The following is a 21,354-nucleotide window of genomic DNA, read 5'->3' as shown; positions in this document are numbered from 1 at the left end:
CATGTAGCGCCACCCTAAGCTCTATATATCGTTGCAAGCTCGTTCATGTATTTGAGGTACTCTTATTACCTGCGTCTTGTCTGGAACTTAGGGGATGACGCTATATAAAGTGTGGCAAAGGTTTTTTAAATTGTAAAATAAATATGCTCACTGTTGAGGTCATATTTCTGCGGTGTTTAAGGCAATATCTACTACTCCATTTATTACAAACATACTGATGAAGAGTTCATAAGCTTGAGCTTTATTTCCACGCTCCGGAGAGACAGATAGAATCTCTTCAGCATAAATAGCAATATCCTGTACAATTCGCTCACATCGATAATAGGCTAAAAGTGCCTTATCAATCTCAGTTTTGCCATAGCCTTTGTAGAAAAGAGTTTCTTGATAAGGTTCATTCCAAACATTGGCAATCCCGCCGCCTATAAACATCAAATCGCGTTCTTTTGGCGCCATTATCGGCTCATCCCAATCTACAATGTAGATAGAGTGGTGAGGACTTATTAATAGATTGCCTGCGTGGATATCAGAATGACATAATACCAATTGAGGCGAATTGTTTTGCATCTTTTGGGCGAGGCATTCTGCGCGCTCTACTAAGTTAACAATCACCTCACGGTTCTTTTTCATGAAGGTGATTAGTTTGAGCGCGTATTCATCTAAAGCAGATGATTTATCAATATGATCCCAAAGTGCTCGCACACAGTCTCTCCATTTCAATTCATATAACTCGTGACGAAGTTGGTCTTGAATGGCTGACGGTACCTCGATTTCATGAATTTGCTTTAAAGTTTTCCCAAGTGTGATCCATTGCTCTTTGGTTAATGCCTGATTAAAACCGTTTTGTCCGTGAATAAAGGGATAAACAATGAGGCTGAATCCATCGGTATACAAAATAGGTTGATTTGCAGCTGTGTTGATGGGTTTAATAATTGGCTGAATTCCGTTCTCGTGTAAAAGCTCCAAAATATCAATCGCTACCTCATGATGGAAACCTTTTTTAAGCTTGACAAAATAAGACTGATTTTTGGTGTCTGCTTTGTATACTGAAGCATTTATATCCGCACCGACTGGGAGATAGGTGAGGGTAAGCGTATCAATGTGATAATCAGTTTTTAGGTGTTCAATAATTATTTGGTGCGGTAGGTGTAGCTTTTCAAACATTTTTGACTACCAAGCAATGATTCATTTAATGCTATTCGTATTAATCTCGAATATCCAGCTATTTATAGCGTGTTTAAGCAGAAAGCAAACCAGCAATTTTGTCGAATTTAAAATTACTGGTTGCTTTCTGATATCCTAAAGCCTGGGAGTTTCTTATTTTTTATTGCTGCTTATCACAGAAAGCGACGCATACTTTATGTTCTTGGACTTCACCGCCACAAGCAGAATAACATGCTCTATAGGTGGATTCACATCGACATGAGTTACTACAGCTGCTGCTTCGATCAAAATCATTCACTGATTTATTAATGGGTAACCCCATTTTTTTTCGGTCTTCTTTATATTGCTTGTATTCAAACATTGCATTTTGTTGTGCCCTCATACGGCAATTATCATTGTCCACGCGACAACTTTGTTCGCAATCATTTTTACCTTGAATACATTGAGCTGTGCACATTTTTGCGATATCTGATTTTGGCGGAATAAAACTGTATTCGGTATTATAAATAGGACCACAGGCAGTCAACATGCCAACTAGTACCATAATGGAAAAAATGAAGAGCTTTTTTAGCATATTATCCTCTTTTGATGAATTATGTGAAGCAATAGTTCTAGCATGGTGGTCATGATGCATGCAGACGAGTGTCAAATGGAACAAGTTAGGTTTATTTTATTCATGCCCATTTGAAAAATCAAGTTGAGTGTTTGTGCAAAGCTTTAGATATTTGAGATCTTAAAAAAAAAGCGTTGTTACTTTTAATAATTTTTTGGTATATAATTAGCCAAATTATGCTCACATCGATGATTATGCTTTTGCACCATCAAAATTTTAATTAAATTGTCTATGGATACCTCATTTTTATTTGGCTTTTTAACGGGTTGTCTTACTACCGCTCTAGGTGGATGGTACGTACAAAAATTCATGAATGATAGAAAAAATACTAAAAATATAAAGAATAAAAAAATATTGGATTTGGATAAACTTTTTAATGATTATTCTCATTTTATGAATCTCATTAAAAATGATGTAACTCACCCTAATAATAAGAACATAAGAGAGTTTCTTGTGGTTGAAAAAGAGGCAATATTGAATTCATTTGTGCCTCGGTTTCGCTATGAATTGTCTACTGATATTCTCCCTGCTCTAAATAGATTGGAAGAATTGGGTTATATTGAAAAAATAAAAAACAATTGCCTTCATTATAAAATCGAAGAAGATTTTATTATGCAACTCAAATCAATTAGGGTCTCATTACAATAGACCTAATTAACACCCATTTATTCTCGCTCTTCAGGACGTGTTTCATTTCTACAATATTGGCCAAAGCTTCGGCTCAAACTAGCGAAATGAAAACAAGCCCCATTTAGCCGGCCAAAATATTTTCAAAAAGAAGATGCAGAAACCACAGTAGGTTTAGACGACTTTAGATTTACCTGACTCTTAATATGTTTGTGAAGCAAATAAATGAGTATCGTTCCTAAAAGGGCACAGGCCGGTATCACCATCAACGCGTGGTGGTAGGAGGAAAGGCTGTACTGTTTTAGCCCATTTGCAGTGAGACTTCCTTCCCAGTAATAATCCATGATTTTACCTATTACAGTATGAAAAAATGATCCGCCAAGCATATTGATACAATTTAAAAAGGCTATGGTTATTCCTAAATGCTCGTTGGAAACAAGAGTGGAGCCTGCTGCAAATACAATTACCTGATAGCAACACATAAGCCCAATAGTGAAGAATAGGGTGCTAAGCAGCCACCAATTACTTACATTTCCTGAGAGAATGACTAGAAAAGCTAAGGTTAATCCAATTCCACAAACGCCTATAGCTGTATAATTTCCTATTTTTTTAGTAAGAAGCGCAAGTAATGGTCCTCCAAACAGCATCCCTACAAAAATCAATGAGGCGAGTAGAGCTGCATCAGATTTAGCAAAACCATAGGCAGTAGTTAAAAAAGATACGCCCCAAACATCGGCAAACCCTTCAAGTGCGCCGACCATTAACAAATTAGCCAGGGCAAGAATCCATAATACTCTTGAAGTGAACAAAACAGATAAATGAGATAGTTTAAACTCATTAGCTTTTGCTTTAAAACTCATGGGAGTATGCAATACCAAGTAAGCGAATATACCTACACTTATGGAGCACAACGCCAGTACTAATCCTATCCGTTGACTGCCGTAGGTTGACAGCAATTGAGTCAATGGTTTGCCGCCATAGACTGCCCCTAAAAGCCCAACACTAAAAGAAAATCCAACCATTTGAGAATATCGTGTACTACTAAACCATTCAGAAATCACTTTGGATACCCCTAAAAAACCGACAGCTGAACTGGCACCGATTAAAAATCTGCTTAATAAGGCCAAGTAAAAGTTATGAGTCGAGGTAAAGAGCAGGGCGCTTAAACCACAGAGCAGAGCAAAGATAAAAACTACTTTTTTGGCGCCAAATTTTTCGAGCAATAATGCCATAGGAATTTGCATTCCAGCATATCCATAATAATAAAATGCAGCTAAGAGGCCAAAACTGGCTGCATCGATTGAAAACCGAGTCATTATTTCTTGCATCATCAATCCTGGCCATAAACGTAATATAAATTGAAGTGCAAAAAACGATAGTGGAAAAAACCACATAACAAAGGGCAAGCAATTGTTTTTTAGGTTAAAAGAATTAGTTTGAGTCACGATACCCTCCAGCTTTAATATTCAGTTATTCCAAACACCCGATGTTCCCCCTAGAGAGGTTCGGGAATAAAAAATAACTGACCGCTCTAGGGTAAAGAGGGCAAAATAATAATAATGTCTGCTGAAGCGATTGCTGTAGGTATAAAATCATAGCATAGCGATAACTTTGCAGTGAACTCTGCAGAAAAGTTAGGGCTTTTGTCCGTATTGCGATGATTCATAGTGATATTTTTTTGATTAAAATTTTCTACTGACGATAACATATCAAATGAAACTCCATTGTGTCAATTTAATTCTTTTAATGTGTAAATTATCGCTTGATTGTTTTAGAGTTTTCGGTCAAGGGGAAGTTGAAAATTAGCCTATAATATGGATGAATCATTGTAGGACAAAACACTTATGAAACGAATCATACTGTTTTTATTCTTCATTCTGATGACTTCATTGAATAATGCGGTTGCACTAGACCATACAAAATGGAGCCTCTCGCCCAATGGTTTTGGTCCTATTAAAATGGATATGACCTTAAAGCAGGTTGAACATGTCACTGGGAAAAAATTTAATTCTGCGACACCTGATCCCCATCAAGCTGAAAATGAAAGTTGCTTTCTTGTGACATTAAAGGGTATTGATAATGTATCTTTTATGGTTTCAGGTAATAAAATTGTGCGTATCAATATTAACTCCCCTAATTATCAAACATCGATGGGAGCGAAAATCGGTGATACTGAATCTCGGGTTCAAGCACTATATAAAGGTAAATTAACGATAGAAGCGCATCATTATGATCCAAAGGGTCATTATCTAACCCTTTTTGAAAAGCACAATAATCGCGGCATTCGATTTGAATCGAATGGTGAAGTAATTACCTTAATCTATAGTGGCAATCACGACGAAGTTCAATATGTTGAGGATTGCCTCTAATTTTGCAGGACAGCAGAAATCATAACGTTTTTGAATACGATGCTTGTGCTGCACATACTTTATTGTATTGCATTTATTTCCAGCCACAATAATAGTTATACTAAAGTCGATAAAATATTTTATGTGTGTTATCAGAAAATTATCTTATATAGGAGACCGTCATAATGATAATTGAAATACACGTTGTTCTGGGAGGAATTCTTCTTGGAAGTGCTGCCGGAATAATGCTGTTGATTCGAGGTAAAATTCTTGGTTGTAGTGGTATCCTTTTCCGGTCATGGGATTTTACAACTTATCGTCCAAATATCGACAATATTTTATTTATTGTGGGATTATTTTTAAGTGGAGTTCTTTTTAATTTTTTTCAGACAGTCCCCAATCCTGCTGCTGTTTTTAAAACGAATTATGGACTATTGATTTTTGGCGGAATATTGACTGGCGGAGGCACCTATCTTGGTAATGGGTGTACCAGTGGACATGGCTTATGCGGAATATCACTCTTACGTAAACGTTCAATAATTGCCGTGAGTATCTTTTTCCCTGTGGCAATAATTACTTCTTGGCTAACACACTAAGGATATAAAATATGAAATCTCTGATCTCATTAATTGCTGGGTTAATATTTGGTTTAGGTTTAATTTTAACAGGCATGTATAGTCCAGATATTATTATTGCGGGTCTAAAAATTGGGGCTGATACATTTAAAATTAATTTGTATATTACTTTTTTTATGGCCTTATTGGTTACCTTTCTTTTGTTCCAATTGCGTAAGTGGTTGACTAAGCCCTTACTAAACCCTTGTTATGAGTTACCCACAAAAGATAAAACTGATTGGCAGCTCATTCTTGGTGCGACAGCCTTTGGTGTGGGCTGGGGAATTACCGGAATTTGTCCAGGACCGAACGTAGTGGGCCTTGGAATTTTTTCCTGGCCGCTTTATTGGATAAATTTTGCAGGAATTATTATTGGCTTCTTACTCACTCGTCTTTTAATTTTAAAGCAAACTTCTTGTTCGAAAAACGGCTAGACAAATAGGGGAGTATAGATCATGAATCTTTTTTAAGAAACTGAAGTCTCATTTGGAGTGTTCTTCAAAGATTCCGCTCGCAAAGATGTCTACATTATTGTATTAACAGCAATTTTTTTACACGAACAGCTTTCTTCTTTTGATTCCTTGCTTTAAAATTATCCTGACAAACAATATTTTACCATTATGCAGATGAATATTGTTCATTATAATTGACTCCATAAGTGAGGCACTCTATGTGGCGTAAACTCAAAAGATTTTATCTTGCGATAATTTTACTCACGGTAAGCCCTATTCTTTCGGCCAGAGCTATTATTGATGCTGATGTTCTCCATACTTTAAGGCACTCTAGAGCCTCTGATAATACCCCTTTATCGATTCTGGTCTTTTTGCATAATATTTCAGAAAAAGAATCATTTATTGAAGAAATAAAAAAAATTCAGAATGTGACCGTTCAAGATTTAGGTTTCATGCCCGCAGTAGCAATCCAAGTTCCCAGACGCCGTAATTTGCTTTATCAAATTGCAGATTTTGATGCCGCTGCACAAATTTCTTCGCATTTTGCTGCTCAATCAGAGTTGGATGTCACCGCTCAGGTTTTGAAACTTGCACCATCATCTTTTTACCCTAATGTAAATAATTGGTGGAATCATGGCTATACCGGTCAAAAAGGAATTATCGGCATAATTGATACCGGTGTAGATCCTTTGCACCCCTCTTTATCCAATAAACGATTAATAGTTCATCAAGAGCCAGGGTCTGGCTATTCTAATCTCATTAACGGCGTAAAAGAGCCCCATGCAACCGGTGTAGCCTGTATTTATGCCAGCAATCATGAAAAATACAAAGGCATGGCTTATGGTGCTTCTACAATTATTTCTGGATTAGCAGGAGAGGAAACAGCAGATCCTTCAAGTATCATGCGAACTATGGAAACTTTGGATTGGATGTTGCACCGTTCTGAACTTAAACCTACGATTATTAATTACAGTATGGGAAATGGTAGATTGGATTTAAATTGTCCTGCTTGTCCTGAATGGAGCGGGCTTGCAAAAGTTATAGACTATGTGGTGAATACTCAAAAAATTCTCTGGGTAAAATCAGCTGGGAATGCAGGTTATATAGAACCCGCACATCAATTTACCTTTGCCTCCACCCTAACTGTCCCTGGCGATAATTATAATGGTATCACTGTTGCAAACATGAATACGCTTGTTTCTGAAAATGAAACAGTTGTAAAAACTGCAGATAGAAGTAAACATCATATTAAGAACACCAGCAGCCGAGGCCCTACACCTTTTGGTAGACGTAAACCGGATTTAACTGCACCTGGCCACGATACTATGACTTGTGCACCTGATCCCAAAGTGTATGGCTTTATCTATTCCAATGCAATGAACTACAAAGATGGTTATCGCCTTATGGGAGGAACCAGTTCTGCTGCCCCACATGTAGGTGCTTCTGCCTTACTGTTACAAGACGCAGGGATTCAGAATCCTATGGCCATCAAAGCATTACTCATTAATAGTGCAGATACCTGGACTGATGCAGGTACAGCAGATTCTGGTCATTCTAAAATTATGGGTTCAACCTGGAATAGAACTTATGGCTGGGGTTATATCAACATGGAAAAAGCGTATCAACAAAGACACAATATTATTGAAAGTGAGTTGACCGCAGAAAAACCAATATGGGAATACCAAACCATACTTAAAAGAGGAGAAAAGGTTACCTTAGTTCATGAGCGGCGTGTGGGGTATACTTCTGATGGTAACGAATGGACGCTCAGTCATCTGGAGTTAACTCTTATCGACTTGGAACATCAAAAAGTGATTGATAGCGATACCAGCCCTATAGATACTGTGCACCAAGTTGCAAATTGTAAGCGTGAGCCGCAAGAAATAAAATGCTCCGAGGAGAGCAAAACGATGAGGGTTTTAATAAGGGTGAAACTGTTGAATAAAATTATTGATGGTAGTTCAAGTGAACCTTTTGCAATTGTAGCTCCTCCCCCGGACAAAGAAAGCTGAAATAAGCATGCAATTCCTAATGAGCTATTTTTATGACTGTTCTTAATACAAAAATCTTATCACTATCTCCTTCAAGGAAAAATGCAAATTTACTATTAAAAACCTTTTCTAAAAAAATTGGTTGTACGAGATAGTCAAAATTTTCTTATCTTTCCAATAGATAGGAAAAAGGTATTTAAGTATCTTCTTGAATTCAAGTTTATATACACTATGATAAATATATGATCTTGTTGATTCCTTTTGGAATCACTCTTTATCTGCTTCTAGCATTATTCATGACGAAAGGAAGTTTTTTACAAAAAAATTGAAAAACACACTCATTTGATATTGCAGAGAAAGCAATGGCCATAAGGTGAAGCAGGAAATGGCGCAGTGTAAAATATATTTAGGACTTAAATTATGAGATCTAGATTTTTCGGGCGAGTTTCCTCAAATCATGAATATTATTCCGCTATAAAAATTGCCTATAGAGCACAAAAGCCAGGATTAATTAGCGGCGCTTTATCCGGTAAGACTTGGCGTTATAAAAGCATGGAAAAAACCATAAATCTGATAACAATTCCTGATGAACAAAAAAAATTACAGCAACAGGCAACAGATAATTTAAATCGGTGGGCAAAAAAAAAATCTAAAGCACCTATGAGAGTTGAAGTTGTACCTAAGGATTGGGGCACTGCAACTCTTGAGGCAACGGAAGAGCATGGTGAAGTTTATACAGTATTAAATATGGCAAATTCACTCTATCCCGGTGGAGCTGTATTTGAAGGAGGAAGTGCGCAAGAGGAAAATATGTGGCATCGAACCACATGTGCTCTTTCGTTGATGGATAAATGGATTGAATTTGATAAAAAAAACAACTTATTTTTATATACTGAGGCAGGAAAAGAACTGCTTGAGGCAAGGAAGAAAATGACGGATGTGGAAATCGACATCCTAAAAGAACATTGCCCTGGAGTCTTTTCTTCTGATGAACTCTTTAAGGCTTTCTTTTGTAAAGAGCCTAGAGTTTGCTTCAGAGGTGAGGAGCTATATTTTCCTCCGTCATCTACAGATGAATTTAGATCAAGTGGGTATGAGCCTAATCCTGATATAAGCTATTTGTTTCTCCCTTCATCAAGTATTTTTCCTTTTTATGAATTAAGATCAGCTGCTCCTGAGCACTTTTCTGAATCACAATCACAAGAGCCTCGCGTATTAAAAGCATATGAAAACAATTTGCGCCGACGAATTGCAGCACAACTGAACACATTAATTCTTGAAGGACGGCCTTATGCAATCCTCGGTGCATGGGGTTGTGGCGCATTTAAAAATGATCCTGAACTAGTAGCAATAATCTATGCAGAAGAAATTAGAAAAAGAGCTCATTTTTTTCAACACATCATGTTTCCCATAATTAATACTAATTCGCATTCTCAAAATTTCGATATATTTTCAGAAATTCTCGTTGGAATAGAACTTGGTGAAACCAGTACACATCGCAATATGAATAAAGTTTAAATATTTTCTTTGAGAAAGTGCTTTACAGTAGTCTTAAAAATGTTTGGCTTTGCTTCGCTACATGTAGTTAAAATAAAGTTGACGCTACTGACTGAACAACTAGCTCTGCAAAAAATAAGCTAGGGAGCAGACAGAAGGTTACTGCTAACCTATAAAAGAGTTCCTATTACAAGGACAAAAAATGATTTTAATGAACTCTTGGAATTTCTTAAAAGAACTATTTAATAATTGGAGTCGTGATAGAGTTTCAAGCAAAGCTGCAGCACTTGCTTATTATACTTTATTTTCTCTCGCTCCAATTTTATTAATTTGTATTTTCATCGTAGGAACAATATTTGGTGAAGAAACTTCTCGTAATCAAATTTTAGCCCAAGCAAGCATTTTAATAGGAAAAGAACCTGCATTACAACTTCAAGAAATAATTCAAAACAGAGCTCATCCAACCCCATCTTTTCTAACAAGAGTAATTAGCTTTCTAGTTCTTTTGTTTACCGCCTCCGGAGTTTTTACTGAGATTCAAGTGGGATTAAATGAGATATGGGGTGTTAAAACAAATCCTGATGCGGGATGGTTTGCAAAATTAAAAAGTCGCTTTTTTTCTTTTTTGATTGTTTTAGGAATAGCGTTTTTATTCTTAGTATCACTAATTTTAAGTATTGGTTTTACTCTTTTAATTAATTATTTAAATTATATGATGAGTACAAATATTTTAATGGATTTAATAATAAATCACTTAATCTCTTTCTGTATTCTTACAGTGTTATTTGCAATGATATTTAAGTTTCTACCGGATGTGGTATTAAATTGGCGCGATGTGTGGCTAGGGGCATTAATCACTTCTTTATTATTTAACTTCGGAAAAATTCTCATTGAATTTTACCTTATACAATTTTCTAAATATTCCATATTTGGCGCTGCAAGCTCCTTAATTATTATTTTAATTTGGGTGTATTATTCATCGCAAATTTTCTTTATTGGTGTGGAGATTACGAAAATCTTTTCTATAAATAGAGGTACAGAAATTAGAGCAGCGAAAAATGCTATTTTAAATAAAAACTAAAGTTAGAAGCCTTTTTCTCAAGCATGCTTGAAGACCAGAGCAAGATTCAACGATGGAGGCTTTAGGTTTTCGGAGTGGCGGTATTTTGCTTTTATATGATGCGATTAGATACGCTTACCCTATACACTTAAAGTATATTTCAATAAAATGAACGAATATACTTTTATACTTTTCTTTTGTAACGATTTTTTATGGGACGACTTTTAGCAAAACATTTTTTAAACCGTGTAGTTAAACATCTTAAGAAACAAACTGATCCATCAATTATCAAAAAAATCATAGAAGACCTAAAGTTTGATTCGTTTACAATTCGTGATGAAGGACTTAAGAGCTTTTTGAGGAAACTTACAGAAGAATCAGTTGACTTGAGTAAACTTATTCAGTCTGTAGAAACTGGTTTACTCAACAATGCCCCTCTCTGCAAGTTATTTGCCTTTATAGAGCATGAACAGTTAATTTCAGATCATGAGTTGGAAATATTGTCAAAACAGCTGCAAATTCAGCTTAATTTATTATGTTTATTTGAAGCATGTTCAGTGACTATGGTAAATAGTTTTACATTTAATGAAGATGTGTATTGTTTTACTAAAAAGCAAAGGAGCACTTCATATCCAGGGAATCCGCTTTTTAATTTATTTTTTGCTTCAAACAGATACAATTTTTCACTTTTTAAAAACCTAAAGTTAGTTTCTGTTGATCCAGTAATGACTTCAGGTGCGTTCACGCGTTTATTGGGAAACGAGGAGCTTGACCAAGCAGCAATCCAGGAGCGGTCAAAAGAGTTTATTAATAAACATGGATTAGCCCTTTGGAATACGAAAATTAGTCCTACGCCAATAGGTGAAAAACACTGTGATTCGGTTAAAAATGTGAGCTTGAATATCTTGGAGGCGATTTGGGAGGAGAAACCTGGCGAAGATGGACAGCCTAATGATAATTCCTTTGCAGGTTCTGCGCTTATTCGTTTGTTAGAACATACTCAGCCGTCCAATGGTTTTTCCTTTATGAAGCTCGTATTACCTGTTGGAAGCACAATAATAGCGGATAATAAATACAGCCTTCTTCCCGACTTAATTGTTAATAAGCTGCCCAAACGGGTTAGTCAATTTCTTATAAGTACCGAATGGATGTATTTGTATCAGAGCTGGAATTTACTCTTTGTTATGCAAAATTTAGATTCCAAATTTTTACCAATTAAACTCCTGGTCCCGTCAGTCTTGAATGCTATCCCTGAGCAGTATATGGAAACTCGTGTTTTCATGCTTTACCTCATAGGGAATTTATACCATTACAATAAATTAAGTGCCTTTACAGAAGAGATTCAGTTAACACATGGTCAATTAATATTAAAAAAGTGGGGGGAAATAAATAAAAAATATGCAGACATTTTGTTAAAAACCTTTTGCGCTGATTTAGAGGAATCTCCCGAGGAGATTTATCATGATATTTTTGGAGAGCATACTCATTTTTCTTTAGCTTACTATATAACCCATTTTATCCAGGATTTTGCCAGTTTTCGAATTACCCGGGATGAATCGCGAGCGTGTAATCTTGAGATTGGATGAACCGGAAAGAATATTCTTTTGTAGGTATTGTCTAGGAATCTTATCCGTTGGTGTGTTGGTTTTTATTGATCTTCGTGATACAACTTCATAGTTTTTATTTCCTAGCTTGAAGACATCAGATTTAACAGGGGATTAGGTACATGATGAGAAAAGCTGCTTTATGTCTTTTGCTTATACTGAGTGCCATGATTTCACCTCTATTTGCTAAGGACAAAATAAGAAGCTCTGTATACCAAGGGAATAAGTGCGTGGAAAATATAGAGTCACATGTCAGCGATGGCGGTATATTTATGGATCAATGTAATATACATGATCGAGATATTCCGCAAATTGTATCTTATCTCAAAGAACATCCCGAAATTACCCGCTTGAGCCTCTCCGATAACCAGATTGGCTTCCAAGGTGCAGAGCTACTCTCCAATAATACTCATATTCGCTATATGTTCCTAAATGGAAATCGCATCGGCTCATTGGGGGCCGAGGTATTAGCAAAAAACTCTTACTTGGTTTATCTTCTTTTGGGGGAGAATCATATTGGCCCCTATGGGGCTGAAGCTTTAGCAAATAACACTACCTTGTTTTTTCTTTCTCTTGATGATAACCCTATAGGTTCTGCAGGTGCTAAATTTTTAGCAAAAAATAAATCACTGATTCATCTTTCTCTGAGAAAAGCCCAAATTGGTGCAGTAGGTGCAAAGGCACTGTTTGGGAATAAGACATTGAAAAGCTTATATTTAAGCAGTAATCATTTAGGTAATGAAGGCATAGAATTTCTTGATAGAAACCAATCACTTAACTTTATTGATTTGGATGACAATAATATTGATAAAGATGGAGCGGAAATTATAGCAAGAAAACCTAATTTACTATATCTCATTGTTGATCACAATCCATTACATAATGAGGGAGCAGTGTTTCTAGCCCAGAGCAGGGCGCTTGAGTGGCTGTCAATTGCTGATTGTGACGTGGGTCGAGAAGGTACTCAGGCTTTATCTGAGTTAAATCATCTTACTTTGCTGAACATCGACAATAATTCCGTTGATGATGAGGGCATAGCCGAACTGGCAAAAATAAGTTCTCTAAATAACTTATATGCGAACAATAATCTTATTGGAGATTATGGGGCAAGAATCTTGGCAAAAGCGGTACAGTTGCAAAATTTAGATTTAAGCCATAATTATATCGGGGATGATGGTGCTTTGGCATTAGCTGAAACATCAACACTTTATACTTTAGATGTGGGATTTAATCAAATCACTGCAATTGGCGTAAAAGCACTAAAAAACAATGAAGCACTGACTTATTTGAATACTCAGGGTAATCCTGGGGATGAAAAGTAAGTGCGGGAGCAGCCTTATGTGGCGCATCTTGCGAGAAAATCTCCCTAATCAATGCTCATGATGTATGCTGCGTTTACATAGAAAAAAAGTCTCAAAACCTGCAAATCAAAACCATTCAAATTAACATTCACACAGAAAATAATGCTCTTTGAGATGTAACGTAATAGGCTGCTTCTTGCCTACATCCCAGCTACACGTTGTTCACGTTCACGGGGTTGACCGTGGAATCCAGGAGATTTGTCCTAAAACACTACCCCCAAACAAGTCGTGGGGGTGGGTGTAGGCAGAGATGTGATTAGAGGCTGCTGCTTGCAACCATGTTACAGGTTTTGAAATAGTATTATTTTGAGATTAATTGCATGATTTCATCAGTTGCTTTATCCAGGCTTAACTGCTGTGTTTCTCCGGTAGCTCGGTTTTTATATTCCACACAATTTTGTTCCATATTGCGCTCGCTGATGATGATTCGATGCGGAATACCAATTAAATCGTGATCTGCAAACAATACGCCCGCTCTCTCATTACGATCATCAATTAATACATCGACTCCTAATTCTTTCAGACCTTCGTATAATACATTAGCTTGCTTTTGTACTACTTCTGAACGATGTCCATTTAAAGGAATTATGACTACCTGGAATGGTGCAATACTTTGCGGCCAAATAATTCCATGTTGATCATGATGTTGTTCGATGGCTGCTGCAACCACACGGGTGATACCTAAGCCATAGCACCCCATTAACATGGTTTCTAATTGACCTTGTTCATTAATCACTGTGGCATTCATGGATTTGGCGTATTTATCTCCTAATTGAAAGACATGCCCAACTTCAATACCTCGGCAAGAGCGAAGTGTTCCCTTGCCATCTGGACTGACATCGCCTACTTTTACATTACGCAAATCAGCAGCAAGGTACTCACTGATATCTTTATCCCAAGCAGCATATTGATAATGTTTATCTGCCTGATTGGCGCCACAAATAAAAGAATCCATAGCAAGCGCATGATGATCCACAATCACTGGAATCGATAAGTTGACTGGACCCAGTGAGCCAATTGGTGCTTTCAAAGTTTTTAAAACGGTTTCCTCATCTATAAATTGTAAGGGGGAATGTACTGAAGGATGTTTTATTGCCTTGATTTCATTCAGTTCATCATCACCTCTTAAAACCAAAGCTACCATAGGATGCTCTCTTCCTTTCACAATCAGAGTCTTGATGGTTTGACTGCTTGCTACATCCAGAAACTCTGCTACCTCAGCTATAGTTTTTTTGTTTGGCGTATCAATCAAAATCATTTCTTGATTGGTAGGGGTTGCTTTTTCTGGTTTTAGACTTGTAGCTTGTTCGATATTTGCTGCATAATCCCCTTGGTCGCTGTAGAAAATCAAATCCTCTCCAGAATCAGCCAATACCTGGAATTCATGAGATGCAGAGCCGCCAATAGCTCCTGTATCTGCTTCAACTGCACGATATTTGAGACCTAGGCGATCAAAGATACGGCAATAAGCCTGATACATATCTTTGTAGGTCATTTGAAGGCTTTGCAAATTTAAATGGAAGGAGTAAGCATCTTTCATAATAAATTCACGGGCACGCATTACACCAAAACGCGGTCTGATTTCATCGCGGAATTTAGTTTGGATTTGATAGAAGCTTACTGGCAATTGCTTGTAGGATTGTAATTCATTACGCATAATGTCAGTAATTACTTCTTCATGGGTAGGGCCAAAACAATAATCTCTGCCATTAGCATCTTTCATGGTGAGAAGCAGGCCACCAAAGGTATCCCAACGTCCCGTTTCTTGCCATAGTTCTGCAGGTTGTACTGCAGGCATGAGCAACTCCATAGAATTAATGCGATTCATTTCTTCGCGAACTATTTGTTCTACTTTTCGTAATACTTTTAAACCTAGAGGCATCCAGGTATAAAGGCCTGAGCCCAGTTTACGAATCATTCCTGTTCTCAGCATTAATTGATGGGAGACTATCTCCGCATCGTTTGGAGTTTCTTTTAGAGTTGCTAAAAACCATTGAGACGCACGCATTTCTACTCCTGAATAATATTGTTCTTATTGCACAGCATTATACAGGAGTTTGTGTTCAAAAACAGATGATATGAACTATGGCTTCCCAAGGCAGAATCCAGTTTTTAGTGAAACTTATTCCGGGTTCTGCTTTGGTATATGGAGTATAGAAAGTCGTGCAGATCTTATCCCCTCATCCTGGCGTCTTCTAATAATCCTTTTAATTTAGTGGCTAAGTGTTCATAATTTTTTCCACCCAGCTGACACAGTTCATACTCATAATTTTTAAAATGAACTTTACCTGTTTGAACATTATAAACAGCTCCAACCATGGAAATATCATTTTGTTCTATCATTTCATGCAGAATGGGACTGCCCTCATAAATTTTTTGCATGGTATTAGCTACGTTTAACTCAGTCACGTTATTTACAAATGTTGTATTTTTACTGTCACGGCTGGCTTCTGTTTCACTTTCGGCAGTAATTGCGGGCTTTATTTTATCAAGTAATCCCGTAATATGGCCTTTTTCAACTCCATCGCATGCTGATTGAATGGCACCACAGCGTGTATGACCGAGAATAATAATCAGTTTGACGCCCACGACATCACAAGCATATTCAATACTGGCCAGAATATCATTGTTGACTACATTCCCAGCAACGCGTACGCAAAAAATATCACCAAAGCTCATATCAAAAATTGTTTCTACAGGTACCCTGGAATCAATACAACCAAGAACGATAGCGATTGGATGTTGTCCCTTGGCAGTATACTTAATATCCAGCTGGTTAGAACGGTGGATCAGATTATCATTGAGGAAACGTTGATTTCCTTCGTATAGAATATTCAATATTTGTGCTGGTGACAGATTTGATTGTACGTCGTACGTTGTTACATTGATAAAATCAATATAATTATGAACTTTATAATGTTCTTTGAAGCCAATCAGATTCAAGGAGATTTTTTTATTGGGTGCCTGTTCCTCTTTATATTCTTTTAATAACTCGGAAATTTCCTTATCAATGTACTGAGAGTACCGCGCGTCAATAATCAATTGTGATTCTCTAGGTATGGTAGCAAGTTCAGCAACCAGAGCTGCTTTATTAAGGAACGTCATTTGTTGTGGGAGGATCAGGCGATTAACTTCTCCAGTAGGGTGAATTTCTTTAAGGATGTTAATCCGTGCCTGACTGTTTGATTTTAAGATATAAAACAAACTGACGCCTAGCCCAATCAAAATACCTGTTAGCAGGTTAAATGCAATAATACCAATCACTGTAGCGATAAATGGAATAAAGCGATCACTTCCTTGAGCATATATAGAGCGATAAATAGTAGGTTTATTTAGTTTATAACCGGTATAGATCAAAATAGCAGCTAATGAGGATAAAGGTATTTTATTTAACGTACCTGGAATCAGCAATACTGCAACGAAAATAAAAATTCCATGCAAAATAGTAGATATTTTGCTTTTAGATCCAGCCTGGATATTAATGGATGTTCTAACGATTACAGAGGTAACTGGAATTCCTCCAATTAAACCTGCTGTCATATTTCCGACTCCTTGAGCAACTAATTCTCTGTTTGAGGAAGAATAACGACGTTTTTTATCCAGCTTCTCTCCTGCTTTAAGGTTCAATAAGGTTTCTAGAGAAGCAACAATGCCAATGATAAAGGCATAAAGATAGACTTTAGGATTATATAAGGCAGCCCAGTTGGGATATTCCAATTGACCAAATAGATCATAGAAGCCATCTGTTTGAGGAATGTTAACCAGTTGTGGTGAATTCTGGGCAAGGTTTGAATCGGTCCATTGAAACAGCTCATTAAGTAGTACACCCAAAATAACAACGAGAATTGGTGAAGGGATTTCTTTTAGTACCTTATTTTTCGTTAAATCAAAATAGATTAAAGTAGCGAGTGAGAGTAGGGTAATCAACATTGCCCCTGTATTAATATGATGATACAGAGCAAGAATTGGACTTAATGTGATTTCTTCGGTTGTTTCTAATAAATGTGTTTTGAGTTCGTTGAAATCCGCAGAAAGCGTGAATGCAAGGGGTAATTGTTTGATTATCAATAAAATACCAATTGCACAGAGTAGGCCTTGAACCACATTTGAGGGAACATAATCAGCTACAAATCCAGCCCTGAAACCTCCTATGATGATTTGAAGTAAACCCGCAAGTAAAAGGGCGACTAAAAATGTGTTGAAATCTCCGAGATGAGCTATGGCAGCAACTACTACCGCAGCCATACCTGCAGCAGGTCCACTGACACTAACATGTGAGCCGCTAATGCAACCGACAATAACTCCCCCAATAACTCCGCTTAAAATTCCCGAAAAAAGGGGTGCACCCGAAGCAAGAGCGATACCAAGGCATAATGGGATAGCAACTAGAAATACGACTATGGCTGCTACAAAATCAAATTTAAAATAGCGTTTTGCATAAATTCGAAATATACGTGAGTCAACCGTTGCATTTGTAAACATGGATTTGTTTTCCTCTATATAACAAAACTAAATAAATATTGATTTAGAAAATTTTTTTAATTGTAAGATTGTAGTGTTATTCAATTAAGCACTATTGTAACAAAAATGTTATAAAGTTGTTACGGTTTTGTTAAGAATTTGTGGTACTTATTATCTTATTGCGCCATATAAATACATTATGTGTGTTAAATAGTTTGTTAGAGGGCTGATCATTTGGGGAGAATTGAGAAGGGTTGTTTACTCAAAGCCTGGATGCAGTGTAAGGAAATCCAGGCTACTAACTTTTTTATGCTTCAATTGGATCGAATTCTTCCGTGTTAAAGAGTTCATCCGTATTAGTTGCTTGATTTGAAATCAATTCATGCTCAAGATTTCTAAAATTCCACATATTTTGATCCATAAGTTGGCTAGGCTTGATGCTTTGCAGTGCATGGAGAATATTACTTGGAACTTTGGGGTTTTCTTCAGCAAGCTGATTAATTAAATGTGTTACTTTTTTGCGCATTAAATTTTCCTGTGAGCCACAAAGAGTACACGGAATAATAGGATAGGATTGTTCCTTGGCAAATGCGATAATATCTTTTTCTTGCGCATAGCATAATGGACGGATAACTATATGCTTTTTATTGTCACTAAGTAATTTCGGTGGCATGGAGCGAATATCACCGTTGTAGAGGATGGACATCATTAATGTACGAACCAGATCATCGCGATGATGGCCTAGAGCAATTTTATTGAACCCATGTTCTTCGGCATATCGATAGATGATACCTCGGCGCAAGCGAGAGCACAAAGAGCAATACGTTTTACCTTCAGGAATTTTTTCTTTAACGATACTGTAGGTATCCCGGGTTAGAATTTCATGAGGGATGGAGCGATCAACAAGCCATTTACGCAATGCACTATCATCCCAACCCGGTTGGGCTTGATCCAGGGTAAAAGAAAACAGTTCAAATTTATTCCCGGAGCGGCGGCGCAACTGATCCAGAATCGTTAAGAGGGTAAAAGAATCTTTGCCACCTGATAAACAGACCATAACCCGATCGCCACGCTGGATCATGTTAAAATCGGCAATCGCTTTACCGGTATAATGTAATAATTTTTTTTCAACTTGAGAGGGATTGGACATTATTAAACCTGAATAAAAGTAGTTAGTTATTTAGTAGCCTTGCTTTCAGCTGGGGGTAACTTGTCAACCCTGGTTGTTGCCAGCCATGAATTGATCAGTTCGAGATCATTTACATTGAGTGTTCCCGCAAGGTATTTTAGAGTTAAAACGGCATTAATCAAAGCATATTGGTCATTAGCAAGCTGATTCTGAGCTTCAAAAAGCCGCTGTTGGGCATTTACCACATCTACCATAGTACGAGTGCCTACCTCAAATTGAGCTTCTGTACTTTCTAATGAATTTTGTTGGGAAATAATAGTTTGTCTGTCAGCCTTTACTTTGCTGATACCATCAGTAATGGTATTAAAAGCAATCCGACTGTTTACTACCACATCTCGATAAGTTTGTTCGACCAGTTCACTACTGGCTTGAAAATTATGCTTCGCCTGTCGTGTTTGTGAGAGAACTAGTCCTCCTTGAAATGCAGGAAAGTTCAGAGCTAAACCAACACTAGATTGCTTTTGGTTTGCAGGTAAGAAAGGGCTGGATGTATTGACTTCGTTTGTTGCTTCTGTTGACTTTCCCTGGATAGCGATGGTAGGCCAGTTTCCTGCAGAAAGCGCTTTCATATTTTGTCTTGCTACTTCAAGATTGTATTTGGCAGACCATAATTTATAGTTCTGTCTAAGGCCTGTATCTATCCACTCGTCCACATTGTTAGGCTCTGGCTTTACTAGGGGAATGGTGCCATTTCGCAGCGGCGCTATGAGCTCATAAACATGATTGGTTAATTTTCTTAAGTTTTCGCTTTGATTTTCTTGGTTGTTGCGCGAGGCAATAACTGTAGCCACTGATTGATCGTAGGCTGCTTTTGCTTCATATACAGAAGTAATGGGATCAAGACCGACCTCAAAACGTTGTTTTGCTTGTTCATATTGGCGCATGTTTGCACGTTTCTTTGCTTCGGCAAAATTTAAAGTATCTTGGGCAAACAATATATCAAAATAGGCTTTTGCTGTTCTAAGAATTAAATTCTGAGCTGCATCGTTAAACGTGGCTTGTGCTGCTTTAACCGATGCTCTTGCTTGTTGTACTCTTGCCCAGGCTTGATAATTGAAAACAGCCTGTGATGCAGAAAACTGCCATGCTCTGGATTTATAATAGTCGTCTTGAATGGAAAAAAAACCATCATTCACATGAATGAAATTTCGAGTTGTTTGTGCTGTAAGACCTGCTTGCGGAAGTAATGCAGCCCAGGCTTGAGGTAAAGCTTCTTTATTAGCCATATAGGTATCATAGGCATTTTTGAAGACAGGGTCATTTTCAAGAGCTTGATGATAGATATCCATTAGGTCTGGTGCGGCAAATGATTGCGACATCAGACCCAAAGTCATGAGATAGCAAATCAACAATTTTTTCATTTAAACTAAATCCTAAAATACAAATTCTTTTGGCTTTGATTTATTGATTAATAACGGGATGTTTGTTTCAAAAACCAGGGATTCATGCCAATTTTCATGATGATCCAGTTCATATAATTGACCTTGCATTACTGGTGATGCTCCTTCAATAACAAATAATTTTCCGCCGGGAAGTATCTGTAATCTTTGGGTTTCAGTTATTTTTTCCATTGCGCCGGTGAATATGACAACATCATAAGGAGCGTCTTCTAACCAACCTTGGTGAGCGTCTCCTGTAATTAATTCAACATTATTGCAGTGATGCTCTTTTAACTTATGAGCAGCATTGTTCGTGAAATCAGCATAATAGTCTATGCTGATTACTTTTTTACACAATTTACTAAGCATTGCGGTAAAAAATCCACTGCCTGTACCTACCTCCAAAACTGTTTCATGACCTTGCAAATCGAGAGCTTGTAAAATTTGTCCTTCTTCTAAAGGTGTGAGCATGCGTTGCTCATGATTAAGAGGTATCTGCATATCCGAATAAGCAAAATTTATAAATTGTTCGGGAACGAATTCGTGTCTGAGTACTACATCATACAAATTAAGTATGGATTCGTTTAAAACATCGCCAGTTCGAAGTTGTTGTTTGACCATATTTATGCGGGCGCTTTGATAACTCATTTGTTCTACCGTGTTGATTGTTTTAGGTTAAGATTGACTATTCATTTGCCAAATCCCTCGCTTTAGCGATCTGCTCGCGATGATGTCACATTTGGGGATTTTAGAATTCCGCAAATATGCTGCGAAACGAGGTTGTGGAAGCGAATTGTCAGCACACTTTTAAAACTTTGGCACAATCTTAGCAAAAAAACGGCGTATGTGCTAAGAAATAATGCTTGAATCCCAAATTTCGTGGTGACTCTGTTTAAAGTTTGTTATGATCCACTATTTTTAACAGTTTTCTTAAATAGATTTTGATTACCTCAATAGAGTACTTATGAAGTGAGTGGTCTGGGGAATTTACGATAAT

General features: G+C 37.1%; 18 protein-coding genes. 9 read left to right on the top strand and 9 right to left on the bottom strand.

The genetic code is table 11. The features are described 5' to 3' along the window. Positions 1-159 precede the first annotated feature (159 nt). On the bottom strand, positions 160-1,161 hold the full coding sequence (locus Lpar_RS17300) for a phosphotransferase (protein WP_058519006.1): 1,002 nt from the start codon (positions 1,159-1,161) through the stop codon (positions 160-162). A 160-nt stretch (positions 1,162-1,321) separates the two neighbouring features. After that, entirely contained in the window at positions 1,322-1,735 is a 414-nt protein-coding gene (locus Lpar_RS17295) for a hypothetical protein (RefSeq protein WP_058519005.1), read from the bottom strand. 270 nt (positions 1,736-2,005) lie between these two features. On the opposite strand from Lpar_RS17295, the gene Lpar_RS17290 reads away from it, so the two are divergent. Beyond that, a complete protein-coding gene (locus tag Lpar_RS17290; protein ID WP_058519004.1) occupies positions 2,006-2,422 on the top strand; it encodes a hypothetical protein in 417 nt (138 codons plus the stop codon). A gap of 122 nt (positions 2,423-2,544) precedes the next feature. Here Lpar_RS17290 and Lpar_RS17285 read toward each other — a convergent pair whose 3' ends face one another. Together Lpar_RS17285 and Lpar_RS18975 are read right to left on the bottom strand one after the other, a co-directional pair. Then, positions 2,545-3,846 (bottom strand): MFS transporter, encoded by a 1,302-nt coding sequence (locus Lpar_RS17285; RefSeq protein ID WP_058519003.1) that lies wholly within the window; start codon positions 3,844-3,846, stop codon positions 2,545-2,547. Between the two features lie 86 nt (positions 3,847-3,932). Continuing rightward, positions 3,933-4,109: a hypothetical protein gene (locus tag Lpar_RS18975; protein WP_156416218.1), complete on the bottom strand. Its 177-nt coding sequence runs from the start codon at positions 4,107-4,109 to the stop codon at positions 3,933-3,935. Positions 4,110-4,245: 136 nt separating this feature from the next. On the opposite strand from Lpar_RS18975, the gene Lpar_RS17280 reads away from it, so the two are divergent. The 8 genes from Lpar_RS17280 (at position 4,246) to Lpar_RS17245 (ending at position 13,289) form a co-directional block, all read left to right on the top strand. Beyond that, positions 4,246-4,770, top strand: a complete 525-nt coding sequence (locus Lpar_RS17280; RefSeq protein ID WP_058519002.1) for a hypothetical protein — start codon at positions 4,246-4,248, stop codon at positions 4,768-4,770. Positions 4,771-4,934: 164 nt separating this feature from the next. Continuing rightward, positions 4,935-5,345, top strand: coding sequence for a YeeE/YedE family protein (locus tag Lpar_RS17275; protein ID WP_058519001.1), 411 nt, complete (start codon positions 4,935-4,937; stop codon positions 5,343-5,345). Between the two features lie 11 nt (positions 5,346-5,356). Next, the gene (locus tag Lpar_RS17270; protein WP_058519000.1) at positions 5,357-5,797 is read left to right on the top strand and encodes a DUF6691 family protein; all 441 of its coding nucleotides are present in this window, start codon (positions 5,357-5,359) and stop codon (positions 5,795-5,797) included. A 236-nt stretch (positions 5,798-6,033) separates the two neighbouring features. Beyond that, positions 6,034-7,827, top strand: a complete 1,794-nt coding sequence (locus Lpar_RS17265) for a S8 family serine peptidase (RefSeq protein WP_058518999.1) — start codon at positions 6,034-6,036, stop codon at positions 7,825-7,827. Positions 7,828-8,226: 399 nt separating this feature from the next. Further along, entirely contained in the window at positions 8,227-9,324 is a 1,098-nt protein-coding gene (locus tag Lpar_RS17260; protein ID WP_058518998.1) for a poly(ADP-ribose) glycohydrolase domain-containing protein, read from the top strand. A 181-nt stretch (positions 9,325-9,505) separates the two neighbouring features. Next, positions 9,506-10,384 carry a YihY/virulence factor BrkB family protein gene (locus Lpar_RS17255; RefSeq protein ID WP_065236084.1) on the top strand — a complete coding sequence of 293 codons (879 nt, stop codon included), beginning with the start codon at positions 9,506-9,508 and terminating at the stop codon, positions 10,382-10,384. A gap of 191 nt (positions 10,385-10,575) precedes the next feature. Beyond that, positions 10,576-11,949, top strand: a complete 1,374-nt coding sequence (locus Lpar_RS17250) for a hypothetical protein (RefSeq protein WP_058518997.1) — start codon at positions 10,576-10,578, stop codon at positions 11,947-11,949. Positions 11,950-12,089: 140 nt separating this feature from the next. Continuing rightward, positions 12,090-13,289 (top strand): leucine-rich repeat domain-containing protein, encoded by a 1,200-nt coding sequence (locus Lpar_RS17245; RefSeq protein WP_058518996.1) that lies wholly within the window; start codon positions 12,090-12,092, stop codon positions 13,287-13,289. Between the two features lie 340 nt (positions 13,290-13,629). Here the strand turns inward: Lpar_RS17245 and Lpar_RS17240 are convergent, their stop codons facing one another. The 5 genes from Lpar_RS17240 to Lpar_RS17220 all read right to left on the bottom strand — a co-directional run bounded on the left by Lpar_RS17240 (position 13,630) and on the right by Lpar_RS17220 (position 21,005). Next, entirely contained in the window at positions 13,630-15,336 is a 1,707-nt protein-coding gene (locus Lpar_RS17240; protein ID WP_058518995.1) for a proline--tRNA ligase, read from the bottom strand. Between the two features lie 164 nt (positions 15,337-15,500). After that, complete coding sequence (locus tag Lpar_RS17235) at positions 15,501-17,810, bottom strand: bifunctional SulP family inorganic anion transporter/carbonic anhydrase (RefSeq protein WP_058518994.1); 2,310 nt, start codon at positions 17,808-17,810, stop codon at positions 15,501-15,503. 286 nt (positions 17,811-18,096) lie between these two features. After that, positions 18,097-18,939, bottom strand: coding sequence for a tRNA 2-thiocytidine(32) synthetase TtcA (ttcA, locus tag Lpar_RS17230; RefSeq protein ID WP_058518993.1), 843 nt, complete (start codon positions 18,937-18,939; stop codon positions 18,097-18,099). A gap of 26 nt (positions 18,940-18,965) precedes the next feature. Continuing rightward, the gene (locus Lpar_RS17225) at positions 18,966-20,339 is read right to left on the bottom strand and encodes a TolC family outer membrane protein (protein WP_058518992.1); all 1,374 of its coding nucleotides are present in this window, start codon (positions 20,337-20,339) and stop codon (positions 18,966-18,968) included. A gap of 12 nt (positions 20,340-20,351) precedes the next feature. Further along, positions 20,352-21,005 carry a protein-L-isoaspartate O-methyltransferase family protein gene (locus Lpar_RS17220; RefSeq protein WP_058518991.1) on the bottom strand — a complete coding sequence of 218 codons (654 nt, stop codon included), beginning with the start codon at positions 21,003-21,005 and terminating at the stop codon, positions 20,352-20,354. Positions 21,006-21,354 lie beyond the last annotated feature (349 nt).

This window comes from Legionella parisiensis (genome assembly GCF_001467945.1).
Taxonomy (GTDB): Bacteria; Pseudomonadota; Gammaproteobacteria; order Legionellales; family Legionellaceae; genus Legionella; species Legionella parisiensis.
This window is presented reverse-complemented; position numbering and strand designations above follow the sequence as displayed.

Bases quoted from the DNA above. Each gene is read 5' to 3' on its own strand.
- Lpar_RS17265 (WP_058518999.1), top strand. From the start codon at position 6,034: ATGTGGCGTAAACTCAAAAGATTTTATCTTGCGATAATTTTACTCACG.
- Lpar_RS17220 (WP_058518991.1), bottom strand. From the start codon at position 21,005: ATGAGTTATCAAAGCGCCCGCATAAATATGGTCAAACAACAACTTCGA.
- Lpar_RS17260 (WP_058518998.1), top strand. From the start codon at position 8,227: ATGAGATCTAGATTTTTCGGGCGAGTTTCCTCAAATCATGAATATTAT.
- Lpar_RS17270 (WP_058519000.1), top strand. From the start codon at position 5,357: ATGAAATCTCTGATCTCATTAATTGCTGGGTTAATATTTGGTTTAGGT.
- Lpar_RS17300 (WP_058519006.1), bottom strand. From the start codon at position 1,161: ATGTTTGAAAAGCTACACCTACCGCACCAAATAATTATTGAACACCTA.
- Lpar_RS17290 (WP_058519004.1), top strand. From the start codon at position 2,006: ATGGATACCTCATTTTTATTTGGCTTTTTAACGGGTTGTCTTACTACC.
- Lpar_RS17245 (WP_058518996.1), top strand. From the start codon at position 12,090: ATGATGAGAAAAGCTGCTTTATGTCTTTTGCTTATACTGAGTGCCATG.
- ttcA (WP_058518993.1), bottom strand. From the start codon at position 18,939: ATGTCCAATCCCTCTCAAGTTGAAAAAAAATTATTACATTATACCGGT.
- Lpar_RS17255 (WP_065236084.1), top strand. From the start codon at position 9,506: ATGATTTTAATGAACTCTTGGAATTTCTTAAAAGAACTATTTAATAAT.
- Lpar_RS17240 (WP_058518995.1), bottom strand. From the start codon at position 15,336: ATGCGTGCGTCTCAATGGTTTTTAGCAACTCTAAAAGAAACTCCAAAC.
- Lpar_RS17225 (WP_058518992.1), bottom strand. From the start codon at position 20,339: ATGAAAAAATTGTTGATTTGCTATCTCATGACTTTGGGTCTGATGTCG.
- Lpar_RS17250 (WP_058518997.1), top strand. From the start codon at position 10,576: ATGGGACGACTTTTAGCAAAACATTTTTTAAACCGTGTAGTTAAACAT.
- Lpar_RS17275 (WP_058519001.1), top strand. From the start codon at position 4,935: ATGATAATTGAAATACACGTTGTTCTGGGAGGAATTCTTCTTGGAAGT.
- Lpar_RS18975 (WP_156416218.1), bottom strand. From the start codon at position 4,109: ATGTTATCGTCAGTAGAAAATTTTAATCAAAAAAATATCACTATGAAT.
- Lpar_RS17295 (WP_058519005.1), bottom strand. From the start codon at position 1,735: ATGCTAAAAAAGCTCTTCATTTTTTCCATTATGGTACTAGTTGGCATG.
- Lpar_RS17235 (WP_058518994.1), bottom strand. From the start codon at position 17,810: ATGTTTACAAATGCAACGGTTGACTCACGTATATTTCGAATTTATGCA.
- Lpar_RS17280 (WP_058519002.1), top strand. From the start codon at position 4,246: ATGAAACGAATCATACTGTTTTTATTCTTCATTCTGATGACTTCATTG.